The organism is Metabacillus sp. RB-C-LZQ-3-1 (genome assembly GCF_058315175.1).
Genome location: NZ_JBZFLI010000014.1, coordinates 1 through 13719, shown reverse-complemented (window position 1 = coordinate 13719; position 13719 = coordinate 1). Strand labels below are relative to the sequence as shown.

Sequence of the window (13719 nt, the reverse complement as noted above, 5' to 3'; positions counted from 1 at the left end):
TAAATTATGCTATACTTTTAATCGACAATATTCGACTTAATTTTACATACAGAGGTTCATTATGATTAAGAGAATAAAACCATTGAAAATTATTACTAAATTAGAACTTTTACTTGAACATCCAATTAAAAATTTTGGCGATGTTTCAATGTTTATTTCAAAATGCGAGGATAGCGATACATATATTTTTTCAATTCCACGTTACAATTGGGTATATACTTTAGAAAAGGGAAATGAAATAAAAATATTCGCTGCTCCAAGTGGATTTAATCATCCTAACAATAAGTTACAACTAATACATGCTATGCAATACGCCATTTCATTAATTGAAAATAATGAATGATATGTACATGTGCAGTATTAAAGAATCGTTATATTCCCCAATAGTGACTAAATGCTTGAATTGCTAATTCTTCCATAGACTTATTTTCAGCAGATGCTTTTTTTCGAATAAACTCTTTCATATCAGAAGGAATATGGATGATAAAAGGCTCTAAATCACTCTCTATGAAGATTCCCTCTATGTCAAAAATAATCTTTCCTTCAATTAAATAGTGTTGAATAAGGTTAATAATGGATTGATCTTTTTCCTTAGTAAATGGTAAAGATACAGGTTTAACTTCCATTACGATGTATTCATCTTCCGTATTTAACCGAATATTTTGTGGTCCGGCATTTTGATAAAAAGCTTCAATAATATCATAAATATTAGAGACAATATTGTGAGGCTTTACAAAACGAAACTTAGCATATCCTCGTTTGGTGCTATATGGGTGGTCTACTATACCATTGACTGGTGTAAATCCTTGTTCTTTTGCCTGTTGTAGGTTAAGGGATTCGCCATCCGATGTAACAACCTTTCCTTCCCTATCAAGCTCTAAAATTCTTGCTAATTGCCCATTTTCTGTTTGTAAGGACTGATATAAAACGTAACCTTTATCTTTATCATAAAATTGTTTACGTTCTCTCTTTTTTTCTTGGATCTGGAACTCCTTAGAGGATAAAAATTCATTTAAGTCTTCCTGTTTAATGAAATAAAGGTCTTTTCCTTTATATTTCTTCATAAAAGCAGGTAATTGTTCTTTTTTGATATAAGTAAGAATAGTAGCTGGGGTAACCCCTGCTTGTTCAGCGGCTTCTCCAGTTGTAAGACCTGGCTTATCAAATTTTTGTTTTAAAAGCTCTACATCTTCTCTCTTAAAAAGCTTTGTCTTTCGCATTCGCCATTTATGGTCATATAATGAAGTGAGCTTTTGTTCCTTCTCATATTTATATATAGTTTGAGTAGAAACCCCTAGTATTTTGGCAGCTTCATCTGTTGTCACATATTCTTTGGGGTTTATTGTAGTCATATAACCCATCCATCCTTTCTATAGTTTTTTATTTCAGGACTAGAATAATGTTAAATAAACTTTTGCTAATCCGATCAATGCAATTGCGACTGAAACTATCCGAGAAACTAGCCTTCCAATCTTCAGTAAAAACCATAAAACGATTCCTATAACGACAATCATTGCAAATGTATTTAAAGATTGAAACCAATCAAATAGCTGTAACATAGTATTCATAAATTTGCTCACCCTTTCATAGAATTGTTCATTAGATATTAACAAATTAAGATCTTAACCTCTAAAGATTTTAGCAAAACCTAGTATGATTAGTAATAAGCCAAAAAGAGCCGAAATTGAGAATATAAGCGATTTTAAACCGAGTGTGACAAAAATATAATATCCAAAAAACGTTAACAAAGTGGTAATTGCCATTGCCATTGCACTACTAGCCATTTTTTCACTCCTTCGCTATTGGTGTCTACCTTTCGGAATTACCGAATGATTGATAGTTCCGAAATGCGACATAAATTATTTCTCTAAATCCTCGATTACCTCATTCAATTCATTTAAAATTTGCTCTTTCAAATGAAGTATTACTGTTTCAGGGTTAGCAGTTTCACTATGTTCATTTATGATTTCTAAAGTATCAATAAGACCTTGTGTAGCAAGTTTAATTCCCTTTAATTTTTCTAACATTGATTACAACTCCATATTTCGCTATTTGTGTCACTTGCCTAACGTATAGATCATTATTCAATCTGGATGATTACAACTTGCACATACTTTTTCATCATTAACTAATTCAGCATTTTCGCACATTTTGCAAATATCTAATGTTTCGTATTTAGACATTTTCTCAACTCCTTTAGTACGCGATAGGGTCTACTGTTGTTCATCAAATCCGAATTGTTCATTAGTATTTTTTAAGAAAATCAATAAATGCCTTGCCTTGACCATGCCCTATTTCAATACAATCAATCCAATTATCATGAATTGTGTCGTTATCAAGACCTTGACTATCAAGCCAATCTCTTACGATTTTTTCATGTTCCCTTGCTGTCTCAAATGCCTTTGCAGACTTTCTGATACTGTCCTTAATCTCTTTTGGAATATCCATTGAACACACTCCTTTGTTGCACATTTTGTGACGATATCAACGGAAAGCGACATTATTTTTCTTTCCACTCAATGCCTTTTATTGATGCGCTTCTGACAAAAAGATGCAAATTAGCTTCCTCACAATCAGGATTCTTGCAAACAAAGCCATGTTCATAATCATCACTTTTCACTAGCTTTTCATCACAAGTAGGACACCTCAAAATAAACACCCCCTATGGCGCTATATGTGTCACTTGCCTAACGTACTGTACAACTAATCATCAAGCAATCCGTCTATAATTTCGCAAGCCATTTGACCATCTTCGTTTTCGGTTTCTCCTAATGTCTCACCATTTAACATTGCGAAATATCCTGTTGGATAAAGGTCTAAACAGTTTTTGTGATAAAGTTCATCATCAACGATTACAACGGTATCATTCCATTCGAATAATTCTTCACACGCTTCACACTTTTTCATTTACTCACCTTCCTTTTGTTGAACAGTATGTGTCTGTACTACACTAACGAAATGTACATTAAGCTAAATTACTCAACTAATGAGATAAAACCTTCACACATTGAATAAATTTGTAATATTTCTGCATGATTTAACACTTTTTTATTTCTGAAAACCTGCTGTAAATAATCCCAAAATGCCAACTCACACTGTTTTGAATTACCTTTTGCTAATTCTCTAATAAAAGAGTTAAATATCTTAATCTGCAAGGAAGTAATATTATCAAGTTCTACATTTTCATCTGCTTTAAAGAACCTTTTTGATATGTTATTGTGGATATTTTCTATTGTTTTTTTAACTTTTTTTATAATATCTAGTTCTTCTTGTTGTGACGAATCCAAGTAGATGGAATATATACTATTACTAATTCCCTCTATGTCCACTCCTAGCATTCTCAACATCCTTTTCTCGAAATGTTCATTAATTGATTATTTATTAAATTCCTTGTCCATAATTCTAACAAGATAATTTACGAAAGAGGTGAAAATTATGGCAATAAATCCTCGTTTTCAAATTTCAATCCAGTTTGAAGAAGGGCAAGAAGAATGGGTAGAAATAATGAAACAAGAGTTCAAAAATCGCTTAATTCAAGGAAACTATGACTATTTTGCAATCATCGAAGAAGTAAAAGAAAACATGATAGTTAGTTTCGTACCTAGTAAATATGTTAGGCAAAAAGAGTTTATAGAAAGCTTTGAAAAAAATGTATTAGAGCCAGCAAGAAAAGTTGCTGGATTGAAGCAGGCATGATAATTGCCTGTTTTTTTGTTGGACATTTGAAGTCTAAAACAATCTTCCACATCTTCGGATTGTTCAGTAAAAATACATTCTTAGTAGTGAAATTGATCATCTTCACTACACTCTTTTGAAAACTAGCTATCTTTATTTTTTATCCCTAAGTATTTAATGCTAAAAACCAAAACATACCACCTATACTTATTCCAACAAGTAAAAGCCACTTAATCATATCTTTATCCATATTAACCTCCTAGTTTTTACGTCGTTAGTTACTCATTTTTATGTCCCTTTGCTTTATAAAACTTCCAAACAAGTAAGTACACGGTAATTAACGTGATAAAAAAGGTTTTATAATAAATGAAGTAGTCAATAAATGTATCAATCATAACTATCTATCCTCTAATATTAGTAATTATCTATTTATATAAAACGACTTATCACTAAATGCTTTGTATATATTTAATTATAGCACCAATAAGTCTTAATCACTGTTTTCTCTATCTATTTTTTATCATCATCATCATCAAATATTTTTTCTCTATTTTTAAAGAATATGGCAGGTCATCCAAGACGCTGCCATATCTCCTACCAGGTTACATTTATCTTTCCTTTTAAATGCTCCGGCACACTGTTAGACATATATAGTTCATAAATACTTATCGAAACTTCTTCTAATACATCTACAGTTAAATCTTCAAGTGTTAAAGATTCAAAACCTTCGACTAAATGAATGGTATCAATCGAAAAATGAACAGTGTGAGATTGTTCATTAAAGTCCCCTTCCATGTAGGTTACTTCTACTTTTTCATCATGTTTCCTCACAATGGAATATTCTGAACTTCTACCGAATGCGACGACTTTGTACTCTTCACCGAATTCCATTTGACTAATATGCAACTTCTCGTTATTTTTCACACCTACTAATTGATTTACATATCTTGTTACCAATCTGGGAATATCTTCAAAATGAAAAGGTCCTGTCTTTAATGTATAATTCTTATACGTGAAAGACAGTGGATAAATTCCTTCGTTATTTTTTTCACCGATTTCCACCATTACACCATCTATATTCTTTTTAAAAGGTAATTGGTTTTCTCGAATATTAATCATGCAATTCCCTCCCATATTCGTCTAGTTTAATTACAAAACTCTCTTTGATAATCAGCATCATTGATATATAAATCTTGGACAGAAATATATGTTAGATTGTGCTTCTCTGCATAGGATTTGACGTTATTTATAGATTCAGGGAGAAATAACTCATACAAATCATTCCCCATGCCATCTATAAATTTAGCTAGGATCACTTTATTCCATTTCATAAGAACATCCCTTTTATAAATAAATTCACTGTTTTTTCATTTCATCATAGGAGATAGCTTTTGCAATAAATTTCCCATATTTAATATGAGGTTCATCAAAAACTTTAGTTATTTCCATAAAACCAAATTCCCCTCTTAATTTCTGCCCGACTTTCACTTCTCCATAAGGATAGAAAGCATCCTTGTTGATATAACACTCTTCTTCGCTAGGAACACCGATCAAATGATATTGAAGTGTATATCTGTAATGCTCTGCTGTTAACATGGGACATTCCTCCTGTGTTTTTAAAAAAGGAAAAACACTCTGTCATGCTATTCAAAATGCTTTTCCTTTTGTATTACTTACTTTTTAAGAGAATTCTCGGCTTCCTCTTTGTTATCAAATAAAAAGCGTAATTGTGTTTGAGTTAATTCATAGTATCTCGATTCAGCTTGGGTACTAACTATGTAGAATCGGTATTTTGTTCTAGTTCCTCCCCCACAAACGACTGGAACAATCTGATCTTTAACCACTAGATAACCACAGTTCCCTTCATCCCAATAATTATCTTTTCTTTGCCATTCTGGACGAGGTTTCATTATCTTTTCTAAAGCAGATTCATCTTCCACTTTCTCGATTGCTAAAGGAGTAACTTTTAATTTCACACCTTTTTCTAAAGTAATGTTAATTGGGAATTTGTTATTAGCTTTTACATTTGTAATAACCCCTAAATTGCCTTCATGCTTAATGATTTGACCAATCTTTGCCTCTTCTAAAGAGATAGTGACACCATCTGCAATAGAATATGTAACTCTAGGGAATTTTTCTTTCATTTGCTTAAAAACTTCCCTTTTGGCTAATTCCACAACCTCAAGGTCTGTCATTCCCTTTTTAACCTTCACTTTTACTTGCATAGGAGCAAGAGTTAATGAAACAGTTTTGATTGTCATATTACTAACACCCTTTCTAAAAGTTTCTCTAAAAGTTTTTTGTAAGATACAAAACTATAAAACTGTTATTTCTTACTTGTTTTGTAACTTATATCCTCATTATAACTATATATATACTAAATTACAATATAAAAGTAATATTATGTATATATAAATATAAAAACATAAAAATTATATATGTATATAAAGGATAAACAAATACTCTATTTTTTTAGTTGTTTACTAGATTCATAAAGGATAAAATTGAAATTAAAGAAGATAAATAGATTGTTACATCGTGGTTTTTCATAACGAAGTTATGCGTAAGTTGAATAGGATATTTTAAAATACATATAAGTGAGGGGTTGCAAAAATGGTTACATCAAACGAGGTTATTACATGGGAAGATAATACTTTATCTTTGGGTAAAGATAAGCATTCGATAACCGAAACGGTTAAGCAAATGAATGATCACTCCTTCTACCCCATTTTGAGAGAAAAACTTCATCAAGCTGAAAAAGAGCTAAAGAAAAAGTTTCATGACTTTAATGATTATGAAATTCTCTATTATTATGTCCATGAGCAAAAAAACATAGACCAAAATAAAAACCGTAAAGAGAATACGAGAAAAGAATATTTACGTGAGTTGCTGCACTTTGTCAAAAACATTACGCAATATGCTCATGAGATTGGAATAGATATAGAGGAAATTAAAGAGGACTCTCTATTTAAGAGCTTAGAACCACGACATTTAGAACGCTATCAAAAATGGATGATAGAAAGAGCACCTAAGTTAAGGGGGGAAGATTCATACTCTCCAGCAACCATTTCACGTAAGACAGCAATCATTAAAGATTTCCTTTCCTTCTTATTCGAAAAACTATACATTGATGCACCAATACATTCTGAAATGGGTACTGCCACAGTAAGCAAAGACCAACGGCCGGATAGGGACCTGGGAGCAAAAGAAGTGATCGAATTGCTTAAGTTTTATAAAAACGAGAATCATCCTATCATATATGGAATTATTCATGTACTGGTTACGACAGGCATTAGAAATTCAGAATTTTGTAAGGCAAGGATATGCGATTTAAGTTATGATCACGTTCGTTCAGAATACTATCTTCAAGTAGATGGAAAAGGGAATAAGAAAAGAACGGTACCGATTAAGCCGAAAGTCTTTAAAAGTATCTTGGAGTTTCGAGAAATAAGAGGATTAGAAACAAAACTTGATGCTGGAGATGAAAGTCCATTATTCTTAACTTCGGAATTAAAACCATATACGCCTTCTTATCTATCACAATACATAAATAAAGCAGTAAAAAGAGCTGGATTAGACTTTGTAGAGAAAAGGAAAAATCCAATCAGTCCCCACGTTTTTAGACATGCTTTTGCTATTATCTCTTACAATAGTGGAGCTGATGTTTACAGAATAATGAGAAGTTTAGGTCATGAAAATATTGAAACGACGAATATCTACTTACAAAAGGAATTTGAGAAGGATAACAATGCGACCCATATGTGGGATAAGGGAGAGCTGGCGGAATTTATTTAAAGGTGCATGGTTTTTTACTTGGGAGATATATTAAAAAATGTTAGAATTATAAAGTAAGGAAAAAGTAAGGAAAAAGTAAGGGAAAACGAGGTGAGGGAAATGAAATTTTCGCGAACGGCTACAATGACTTCAAAAGGGCAAGTTACCATACCAAAAGCTGTAAGAGAACATTTAAAATTAGAGGAAGGAAGTTTATGTGAATTCACTATAGTAAAAGGAGAAGAAAATGTAATTCTAAAAAAACAAAAGCCTATTCTATCCACAAACAGTGTTGATCACATCTTGATAGAGAAGATTATCTATGCTCCTGAAACATCAGTAAAAAATATAGATAAAAATTTATTAATAGATATATTTAAAGATTTCCTAAATCAAAATAAAATAGACTCTTTCTTTGTAGAAAATTGCATTAGTACTTTAAATGAAGTGATTAACAAAAACCCTGATTTCACTCTAGCTCAAATCTTAACACTAATTTTAGAGCTGGACTTGAAAGAAGAGAATAGTTTAAAAATGATTGCTACTGAATTATTGAAAGACACGAAGTTGCTAGGAAAAATTGAATTCATTATTAGTAATAATTAAATATAAAGACATACAACTAGATTGAATTGAATCCTTATTCAACTATATATTAACTTTCCGATATATATAATATACATACACAAGGAGAGATACAAATGAAGAGAATATTAATATTTATCGTTAGTTTACTTTCTTTTTTTATAGTTGCTTGTAGTAACGAAAGTGAAATAAAAGAAACTGTTAACAAGGATAAAGATAACATTGTAGAAACAAGTGGTGAAAAAAAAAGAGGGTCTATTGAAGAAACTGCAAGAACATTTGTACAAGCTATGATAGACTCTGATGAAGAAGTACTTAAACAAATTTATCGAAATCCAAAAGATCCTTTAGAATACATGCTTCCAGAAAAAGGACCGGAATTTGCAGGAATGAATATTGACGACTTCATATTCTTGTTAGAAAATGATGGAGAAGTACAATTGGAAAGAAAAGATGGTAAAGGTAATATATATTGGTTAAAGATTGAAATGATCGGTGATAAGTATTACATTACGAATCTTTAATACAACCTTTATAAACATGAAATGACGTATCTATTAGATACGTCATTTCTTATGTCATATATGTGGGATAAGGGAAAATTAGCGGAGTATATCTAAATAATAAAAGATAATAACTAAACCTCAAGAAACATAAATTTCTCTACGAATTGTCGAACTTGAGTTTTGTCAATTTGTCTCTTTTTTAATAATGACTCCAGGGTAACAAGACGGGCTTTCATCGAAATATTCTTCTTTAATTCACGAACTGAAACATCACCAATCAATAATTGGATTGCTTTTTCTCTGGTGTCTTGATTCTTGGTAGAATTGTAAAGAAGATAGGCAAGGCAAGAAACTTTATCCATATCGTTCACTCCCTATAATCAAGAATCGAATGTATTATATAATTCGAGTACAGTCTATGTTTTCCTGTTAATGCTCAATACTAATTTATTACAGACGGATTGTATATATGTATGTTTTTTCAAAAAAATAGCAGAGGAATATTCCCACTGCCCAAATATTGCTCATTCAAAGTAAACTAAGAAGATTTATTTTCATCCCCTGAAAATCAGGAATTCATTCAATGCCCATAAAAAAGGTAGCATTTAAAGATTGAATTCAATAAAAAATGGAAACTATTCTAAAAAGGTGGTGAAAATATGAATTTAGACTCTGTTTATATTTCAATAGAAACTACATTTGGTGGACTTGAAGTCGGTGCAACATTTGACACATCTGGTTCCGACGAATATGAAAATTTTAAAGAGGAAGAGTTATCTCATTACGATGATATATTAGATGAAGATTTATATAATGAATTATTAGATGAACTATCTGATGATGACTATTAAGAGTAGCAAAGCTACTCTATATTTTTTATTTAATAAACAATAAAAAAACAAATATGTTCCATAGTGGTTATGGTTAAAAAAATTCTCACTTGTTTGTATATGGGTAAATTAGGTATTTATCCAGTATTCATTAAATTATATGGATGATACTTTTGTTATCGAGAAAAAACTAATTTGGAAATTGCTGTTTAATTCATCAATACACGTAATGGTCTTTTCAATTGGACTTAGTCTCTTAACAACTCCAACCCGTTTAGTAAAGAATCCACCTTTCCATATGGTTATTTCAATTGATGTTCCATGCTCCAAACTTTCCTGTAATAGATTCTGCATCTCTTCAATCTGTAATGGATCTAACTCTGGTCTTGGTTGTCTTTGGTAATCTGTTTCTGCCTGTCGTAGCATAGCCACATGCTCAGGCATGAAGAATCCTTGCCATTTTTTTTGAGTACCTCTATCTCTTATCATATGTTCACCCCTATTGATAAAAAAGGACTCTGACAATGGTGCCAGAGCCAAAATTGAGCGATCGTCAAAAGCTCAACACTATTATACAGGAACATATGTTTGTTGTTAATAGCGGTTAGATGATTTTATCCATTAATCTAATTTATTTGAAAAACCCTAATAAATTTTAATCTCTTTATTTCCACTATATAATCCCCTTCTTCTGTAACTACCCTAAACTTTCTTTCCGATTCCCTATTTCCCTCGGGCTTTAAATCGATATATAGTACCTCAATATCGTTGGAATGAAAATATTTATAAATTCTATCTAGCTGCCGTTCAACACTAATCGAAAAGAAAGTATAATAAATCACCATAAACCCTAATCCTAATAGACCAATAACGAGTGGCCAGTTTATATTCCTCACCTCTTTCTACAACAATATATATCAGTACACGATCCATAAAAGGTAGGTTACACCTAAATAAGTACCGGGAATCAGTAGGATATGTGAGATAAAAATGCTCCATGAATATATGTTATTCTTGTTTATTTTTGTTAGTAGCTTGAACAAATAATTCAATAGCAAAGAACCACCAATGGTCACAACAATAGAATAAATAAGAAATACAATGTCTGTTGTTGATTCCGAAGTTGAAGGGGAATCAGCACTGAAGGCAAGGAAAAACATTCCGAAAAATGCAATGGGATACACAAGAATATACGAAAAAAAGTAAAAAACATAGTTTAATTTATGTTGCATTAAATTCAGTCTACCTACCTTCCTATAATCTGTTTAAAATCTCTTTTGCTATCACACTCTCTTTGTTGACTTCAATAGCAGAAGTAGGATTCTTGGGGTCTTTGGGATTAGGGATACCTTTAGAAATAATTAAATCTGCTTTTTTCGCCTTAGTGATGGCACCATCCATTTTGTTTTTACCAAACTTACTGGTAATAACACGATGGAAGTAGGTAAACCCTACAAATTCCTTTTCTTTTTCAAGTTTGTCAAGGTGATATAAAACCAACTCGACTTCTTTATCCTGTAATAGTTCCTTTGCCCATTTCTCTTTTTGAGAATTCGTAATTTTATTAAGAAATGGAGCATTAGCGTCATAAATTGTAATGTGGTCTGCTAATGAATGTAACCGTTGATTAACTCTTTCAAATGCAATCAGATGTATCGTTTTACCCTTTAACCGAAGTCGCTGCATAACATGAAGCATATCACCATCTCCACTAACGATCATATAATGATTTATAAGAGGAGTAGCGTCAGGATTATGCGTATTTACAACGGTAAGAGAACAAAATAGTTTTATATCAATGATTCTAAAGAATGTCTCAATAGATTAGACCCTATTGAGATGAGGTCAATATTAAGGCAAATAAGGCTTAATAGTGTCCCATATGACTTGTCTCAAAACTCTTATCGTTGTTAAGTTAGTCATTGTTTCTTCTCAGAATTGCTTAACGTTGTAAATCCGCATTTTCGGGACTCTACCCCAAGTCGAGTAAGTTTTACCAAAAGGTGGTGTTTCGCCAGTAAAAGTAAAAGCTGATTATGCCAAATTTTTGTTAGAAAATCCGGGGCTGAACTTTACTCTAAATGTTCGAGATGAAGTAAACGGGAATCAGGTCAACCATTTCGGTTTTCAAGTTCAAACGAGCGAAGAAATTACAGCTCATAAGGAAAGACTTGAAAAAGAAGGATTTTTTGCACGTGATGAGATGAATACAACGTGTTGTTATGCCGTACAAGATAAATTTTGGGTAACAGATCCAGATGGAAATGAGTGGGAGTTTTCTTTACAAAAGCTGATAGTGATGTCCATAAAATAGAATCTACTTCTTGTTGTGTGGCTCCTAATGGAGATACAAGTAGTTCTTGCTGCTAATAAGAGAGAAGTGTGTACACCGTGTGAGTGATGGAGGTTAAATAGTGATGACAGCAATATTAGCAACAATCATTTTTTTAGTAACACTTATTCTTATTATCTGGCAGCCAAAAGGATTAAATATTGGTTGGAGTGCATGTGGTGGGGCTATCCTTGCTTTATTACTAGGGGTAGTTGGATTTAATGATGTACTTGAAGTTATCGGAATTACTTGGAATGCAACATTATCATTTGTAGCCATCATTCTTATTTCCTTGATTTTAGACGAGATTGGATTATTTGAGTGGGCAGCACTACATATGGCCAGAGCTGCTAAGGGAAATGGAATTAAAATGTTTATCTTTATTAGTATTTTAGGAGCAGTAGTCGCTGCATTATTTGCAAATGATGGAGCTGCCTTAATTTTAACACCGATTGTTTTAGCAATGGTTCGTAATCTAAAATTTAATGAAAAAATGATTTTTCCATTTGTTATGGCAAGTGGGTTTATCGCAGATACGACATCTCTACCATTTGTAGTAAGTAACTTAGTTAACATTGTATCTGCAGATTTCTTTAATATCGGGTTTGTAGAGTATGCTTCTAGAATGATCATTCCTAATCTCTTCTCACTCATAGCAACGATTACGGTCTTATTAATCTATTTTAAAAGAAGTATTCCAAATGCGTATGATTTATCTAAATTAAGAAAACCTGTAGAAGCAATTAAGGACTTAAAAATGTTTCGACTTTCTTGGTATGTTCTTGGGATATTACTCATTGGTTATTTTTCTAGCGAATTCACTCAAATCCCTGTTTCACTTGTTGCAGGGGTCATTGCAATCTTGTTTATATTGATGGCACGAAGAAGTAATGCCGTTAATACAAAAACAGTTATAAAAGGTGCGCCGTGGAATATTGTCTTTTTCTCGATTGGGATGTATGTGGTCGTGTATGGTTTAGGAAATGCTTGGTTAACTGAATCGTTAGCTAGCGTCATTCAGTCAACTGCTCAACAAGGTTTATTTGTTGCAACAATAGGCATGGGCTTTCTAGCAGCTTTCTTATCCTCTTTGATGAATAATATGCCCACCGTCATGATCAATGCATTAGCGATTGCTGAAACCAATACATCTGGTACTATTCGGGAAGCTCTTATTTATGCAAATATAATTGGGTCTGACTTAGGTCCGAAAATTACACCAATCGGTTCGTTAGCAACTTTAGTGTGGCTCCATGTTTTATCTTTAAAAGGAGTTAAGATTTCATGGGGAACCTATTTCAAAACAGGTATTGTCTTAACAATCCCTATTTTATTTATTACGTTACTGGGACTATATCTATCATTATTAATTAACTAAAGGAGAATTACGTTATGTTAAAAAAATTAATTTACTTCTTATGTACAGGAAACTCTTGCAGAAGCCAAATGGCAGAAGGTTGGGCAAAGAAATATCTAGGTGATGAGTGGAGCGTATACAGTGCTGGAATAGAAGCACATGGCTTAAACCCAAACGCTGTAAAGGCCATGAAAGAAGATGGTATTGATATTTCCGGTCAAACATCAGATATTATTAATCCTGAAATCTTAAATAATGCTGATTTGGTGGTTACACTATGTGGAGATGCTGCTGATAAATGTCCAATCACACCGCCTCATGTTAAACGTGAACATTGGGGATTTGATGACCCAGCCGGAAAAGATTGGTCCGAATTTCAGCGTATGCGTGACGAAATTGGTGAACGAATGAAGCGATTTAGTGAAACGGGTAAATAAGAAGACCCTTCTTAAATAATTTGAAACGGAAATCTCCTAAAGTTATTTAATAAGACACATTTCGCTATTCCATAATCAGGCGCTTTTCTTAAGTAAGGAGAGCGCCTTCTTAATAATTACTACTGTCCTATCCGATAAATTTATTTCGCTATTCTGCCCAATCAAAAACTAAAGTCCAAGCAAACCTGCATAACAAGTAGCACTTTTTGCTATTCTTTCTATG

At 32.3% G+C, this 13719-nt stretch carries 23 protein-coding genes and 1 pseudogene; 9 read left to right on the top strand and 15 right to left on the bottom strand.

Annotation, left to right across the window (positions count from 1 at the left end; all coding sequences use genetic code 11):
• The first annotated feature begins 61 nt into the window (after positions 1-61).
• Positions 62-343, top strand: a complete 282-nt coding sequence (locus tag AC4GZ8_RS19060) for a hypothetical protein (RefSeq protein ID WP_491083483.1) — start codon at positions 62-64, stop codon at positions 341-343.
• Positions 344-371: 28 nt separating this feature from the next.
• Here AC4GZ8_RS19060 and AC4GZ8_RS19055 read toward each other — a convergent pair whose 3' ends face one another.
• The 8 genes from AC4GZ8_RS19055 to AC4GZ8_RS19020 form a co-directional block, all read right to left on the bottom strand.
• Complete coding sequence (locus tag AC4GZ8_RS19055) at positions 372-1352, bottom strand: helix-turn-helix domain-containing protein (RefSeq protein ID WP_491083482.1); 981 nt, start codon at positions 1350-1352, stop codon at positions 372-374.
• Between the two features lie 39 nt (positions 1353-1391).
• Positions 1392-1568 carry a hypothetical protein gene (locus AC4GZ8_RS19050; protein ID WP_491083481.1) on the bottom strand — a complete coding sequence of 59 codons (177 nt, stop codon included), beginning with the start codon at positions 1566-1568 and terminating at the stop codon, positions 1392-1394.
• A gap of 54 nt (positions 1569-1622) precedes the next feature.
• Positions 1623-1784 (bottom strand): hypothetical protein, encoded by a 162-nt coding sequence (locus tag AC4GZ8_RS19045; RefSeq protein ID WP_491083480.1) that lies wholly within the window; start codon positions 1782-1784, stop codon positions 1623-1625.
• Between the two features lie 75 nt (positions 1785-1859).
• Complete coding sequence (locus tag AC4GZ8_RS19040; protein ID WP_491083479.1) at positions 1860-2027, bottom strand: hypothetical protein; 168 nt, start codon at positions 2025-2027, stop codon at positions 1860-1862.
• A 217-nt stretch (positions 2028-2244) separates the two neighbouring features.
• Positions 2245-2448 carry a hypothetical protein gene (locus tag AC4GZ8_RS19035; protein ID WP_491083478.1) on the bottom strand — a complete coding sequence of 68 codons (204 nt, stop codon included), beginning with the start codon at positions 2446-2448 and terminating at the stop codon, positions 2245-2247.
• Positions 2449-2500: 52 nt separating this feature from the next.
• Positions 2501-2650 carry a hypothetical protein gene (locus AC4GZ8_RS19030; RefSeq protein ID WP_491083477.1) on the bottom strand — a complete coding sequence of 50 codons (150 nt, stop codon included), beginning with the start codon at positions 2648-2650 and terminating at the stop codon, positions 2501-2503.
• Between the two features lie 53 nt (positions 2651-2703).
• Entirely contained in the window at positions 2704-2907 is a 204-nt protein-coding gene (locus AC4GZ8_RS19025; RefSeq protein WP_491083476.1) for a hypothetical protein, read from the bottom strand.
• Between the two features lie 68 nt (positions 2908-2975).
• Positions 2976-3338 carry a hypothetical protein gene (locus AC4GZ8_RS19020; protein WP_491083475.1) on the bottom strand — a complete coding sequence of 121 codons (363 nt, stop codon included), beginning with the start codon at positions 3336-3338 and terminating at the stop codon, positions 2976-2978.
• A 97-nt stretch (positions 3339-3435) separates the two neighbouring features.
• Between AC4GZ8_RS19020 and AC4GZ8_RS19015 the strand changes: the two genes are divergently transcribed.
• Entirely contained in the window at positions 3436-3696 is a 261-nt protein-coding gene (locus tag AC4GZ8_RS19015; protein ID WP_491083474.1) for a hypothetical protein, read from the top strand.
• A 573-nt stretch (positions 3697-4269) separates the two neighbouring features.
• Here AC4GZ8_RS19015 and AC4GZ8_RS19010 read toward each other — a convergent pair.
• The 4 genes from AC4GZ8_RS19010 to AC4GZ8_RS18995 all read right to left on the bottom strand — a co-directional run bounded on the left by AC4GZ8_RS19010 (position 4270) and on the right by AC4GZ8_RS18995 (position 5936).
• Positions 4270-4794 (bottom strand): hypothetical protein, encoded by a 525-nt coding sequence (locus AC4GZ8_RS19010; RefSeq protein WP_491083473.1) that lies wholly within the window; start codon positions 4792-4794, stop codon positions 4270-4272.
• Between the two features lie 26 nt (positions 4795-4820).
• On the bottom strand, positions 4821-5006 hold the full coding sequence (locus AC4GZ8_RS19005; RefSeq protein WP_491083472.1) for a hypothetical protein: 186 nt from the start codon (positions 5004-5006) through the stop codon (positions 4821-4823).
• 25 nt (positions 5007-5031) lie between these two features.
• Complete coding sequence (locus tag AC4GZ8_RS19000) at positions 5032-5271, bottom strand: hypothetical protein (protein ID WP_491083471.1); 240 nt, start codon at positions 5269-5271, stop codon at positions 5032-5034.
• A gap of 77 nt (positions 5272-5348) precedes the next feature.
• A complete protein-coding gene (locus tag AC4GZ8_RS18995; protein WP_491083470.1) occupies positions 5349-5936 on the bottom strand; it encodes a hypothetical protein in 588 nt (195 codons plus the stop codon).
• 352 nt (positions 5937-6288) lie between these two features.
• Here AC4GZ8_RS18995 and AC4GZ8_RS18990 point away from each other — a divergent pair, with 352 nt between their 5' ends.
• The 3 genes from AC4GZ8_RS18990 (at position 6289) to AC4GZ8_RS18980 (ending at position 8558) form a co-directional block, all read left to right on the top strand.
• Positions 6289-7470: a tyrosine-type recombinase/integrase gene (locus tag AC4GZ8_RS18990; RefSeq protein ID WP_491083469.1), complete on the top strand. Its 1182-nt coding sequence runs from the start codon at positions 6289-6291 to the stop codon at positions 7468-7470.
• Positions 7471-7569: 99 nt separating this feature from the next.
• Positions 7570-8055 (top strand): AbrB/MazE/SpoVT family DNA-binding domain-containing protein, encoded by a 486-nt coding sequence (locus AC4GZ8_RS18985; RefSeq protein ID WP_491083468.1) that lies wholly within the window; start codon positions 7570-7572, stop codon positions 8053-8055.
• A gap of 95 nt (positions 8056-8150) precedes the next feature.
• Positions 8151-8558 (top strand): hypothetical protein, encoded by a 408-nt coding sequence (locus AC4GZ8_RS18980; RefSeq protein ID WP_491083467.1) that lies wholly within the window; start codon positions 8151-8153, stop codon positions 8556-8558.
• A gap of 113 nt (positions 8559-8671) precedes the next feature.
• On the opposite strand, the gene AC4GZ8_RS18975 is transcribed toward AC4GZ8_RS18980, so the two are convergent.
• Positions 8672-8902, bottom strand: a complete 231-nt coding sequence (locus AC4GZ8_RS18975) for a hypothetical protein (protein ID WP_491083466.1) — start codon at positions 8900-8902, stop codon at positions 8672-8674.
• A gap of 297 nt (positions 8903-9199) precedes the next feature.
• Here AC4GZ8_RS18975 and AC4GZ8_RS18970 point away from each other — a divergent pair, with 297 nt between their 5' ends.
• Positions 9200-9391: a hypothetical protein gene (locus AC4GZ8_RS18970; RefSeq protein WP_491083465.1), complete on the top strand. Its 192-nt coding sequence runs from the start codon at positions 9200-9202 to the stop codon at positions 9389-9391.
• A gap of 135 nt (positions 9392-9526) precedes the next feature.
• Here the strand turns inward: AC4GZ8_RS18970 and AC4GZ8_RS18965 are convergent, their stop codons facing one another.
• Both AC4GZ8_RS18965 and AC4GZ8_RS18960 read right to left on the bottom strand, forming a co-directional pair.
• Complete coding sequence (locus AC4GZ8_RS18965; protein WP_491083464.1) at positions 9527-9859, bottom strand: YolD-like family protein; 333 nt, start codon at positions 9857-9859, stop codon at positions 9527-9529.
• Between the two features lie 765 nt (positions 9860-10624).
• Entirely contained in the window at positions 10625-11104 is a 480-nt protein-coding gene (locus tag AC4GZ8_RS18960; protein WP_491083600.1) for a hypothetical protein, read from the bottom strand.
• A gap of 271 nt (positions 11105-11375) precedes the next feature.
• Here AC4GZ8_RS18960 and AC4GZ8_RS18955 point away from each other — a divergent pair.
• The 3 genes and pseudogenes from AC4GZ8_RS18955 to arsC form a co-directional block, all read left to right on the top strand.
• Positions 11376-11740, top strand: a pseudogene (locus tag AC4GZ8_RS18955) (ArsI/CadI family heavy metal resistance metalloenzyme); the annotation flags it as partial.
• A gap of 47 nt (positions 11741-11787) precedes the next feature.
• Positions 11788-13080: an arsenic transporter gene (locus AC4GZ8_RS18950; protein WP_491083463.1), complete on the top strand. Its 1293-nt coding sequence runs from the start codon at positions 11788-11790 to the stop codon at positions 13078-13080.
• A gap of 14 nt (positions 13081-13094) precedes the next feature.
• On the top strand, positions 13095-13496 hold the full coding sequence (gene arsC / locus AC4GZ8_RS18945) for an arsenate reductase (thioredoxin) (RefSeq protein WP_491083462.1): 402 nt from the start codon (positions 13095-13097) through the stop codon (positions 13494-13496).
• Positions 13497-13719 lie beyond the last annotated feature (223 nt).

Bases quoted from the DNA above. Each gene is read 5' to 3' on its own strand.
- AC4GZ8_RS19035 (WP_491083478.1), bottom strand. From the start codon at position 2,448: ATGGATATTCCAAAAGAGATTAAGGACAGTATCAGAAAGTCTGCAAAG.
- AC4GZ8_RS19005 (WP_491083472.1), bottom strand. From the start codon at position 5,006: ATGAAATGGAATAAAGTGATCCTAGCTAAATTTATAGATGGCATGGGG.
- AC4GZ8_RS19000 (WP_491083471.1), bottom strand. From the start codon at position 5,271: ATGTTAACAGCAGAGCATTACAGATATACACTTCAATATCATTTGATC.
- AC4GZ8_RS18995 (WP_491083470.1), bottom strand. From the start codon at position 5,936: ATGACAATCAAAACTGTTTCATTAACTCTTGCTCCTATGCAAGTAAAA.
- AC4GZ8_RS18990 (WP_491083469.1), top strand. From the start codon at position 6,289: ATGGTTACATCAAACGAGGTTATTACATGGGAAGATAATACTTTATCT.
- AC4GZ8_RS19010 (WP_491083473.1), bottom strand. From the start codon at position 4,794: ATGATTAATATTCGAGAAAACCAATTACCTTTTAAAAAGAATATAGAT.
- AC4GZ8_RS19015 (WP_491083474.1), top strand. From the start codon at position 3,436: ATGGCAATAAATCCTCGTTTTCAAATTTCAATCCAGTTTGAAGAAGGG.
- AC4GZ8_RS18965 (WP_491083464.1), bottom strand. From the start codon at position 9,859: ATGATAAGAGATAGAGGTACTCAAAAAAAATGGCAAGGATTCTTCATG.
- arsC (WP_491083462.1), top strand. From the start codon at position 13,095: ATGTTAAAAAAATTAATTTACTTCTTATGTACAGGAAACTCTTGCAGA.
- AC4GZ8_RS19025 (WP_491083476.1), bottom strand. From the start codon at position 2,907: ATGAAAAAGTGTGAAGCGTGTGAAGAATTATTCGAATGGAATGATACC.
- AC4GZ8_RS18950 (WP_491083463.1), top strand. From the start codon at position 11,788: ATGACAGCAATATTAGCAACAATCATTTTTTTAGTAACACTTATTCTT.
- AC4GZ8_RS19045 (WP_491083480.1), bottom strand. From the start codon at position 1,784: ATGGCTAGTAGTGCAATGGCAATGGCAATTACCACTTTGTTAACGTTT.
- AC4GZ8_RS18980 (WP_491083467.1), top strand. From the start codon at position 8,151: ATGAAGAGAATATTAATATTTATCGTTAGTTTACTTTCTTTTTTTATA.
- AC4GZ8_RS18985 (WP_491083468.1), top strand. From the start codon at position 7,570: ATGAAATTTTCGCGAACGGCTACAATGACTTCAAAAGGGCAAGTTACC.
- AC4GZ8_RS19060 (WP_491083483.1), top strand. From the start codon at position 62: ATGATTAAGAGAATAAAACCATTGAAAATTATTACTAAATTAGAACTT.
- AC4GZ8_RS19055 (WP_491083482.1), bottom strand. From the start codon at position 1,352: ATGACTACAATAAACCCCAAAGAATATGTGACAACAGATGAAGCTGCC.
- AC4GZ8_RS18975 (WP_491083466.1), bottom strand. From the start codon at position 8,902: ATGGATAAAGTTTCTTGCCTTGCCTATCTTCTTTACAATTCTACCAAG.
- AC4GZ8_RS19040 (WP_491083479.1), bottom strand. From the start codon at position 2,027: ATGTTAGAAAAATTAAAGGGAATTAAACTTGCTACACAAGGTCTTATT.
- AC4GZ8_RS18970 (WP_491083465.1), top strand. From the start codon at position 9,200: ATGAATTTAGACTCTGTTTATATTTCAATAGAAACTACATTTGGTGGA.
- AC4GZ8_RS19050 (WP_491083481.1), bottom strand. From the start codon at position 1,568: ATGAATACTATGTTACAGCTATTTGATTGGTTTCAATCTTTAAATACA.
- AC4GZ8_RS19020 (WP_491083475.1), bottom strand. From the start codon at position 3,338: ATGCTAGGAGTGGACATAGAGGGAATTAGTAATAGTATATATTCCATC.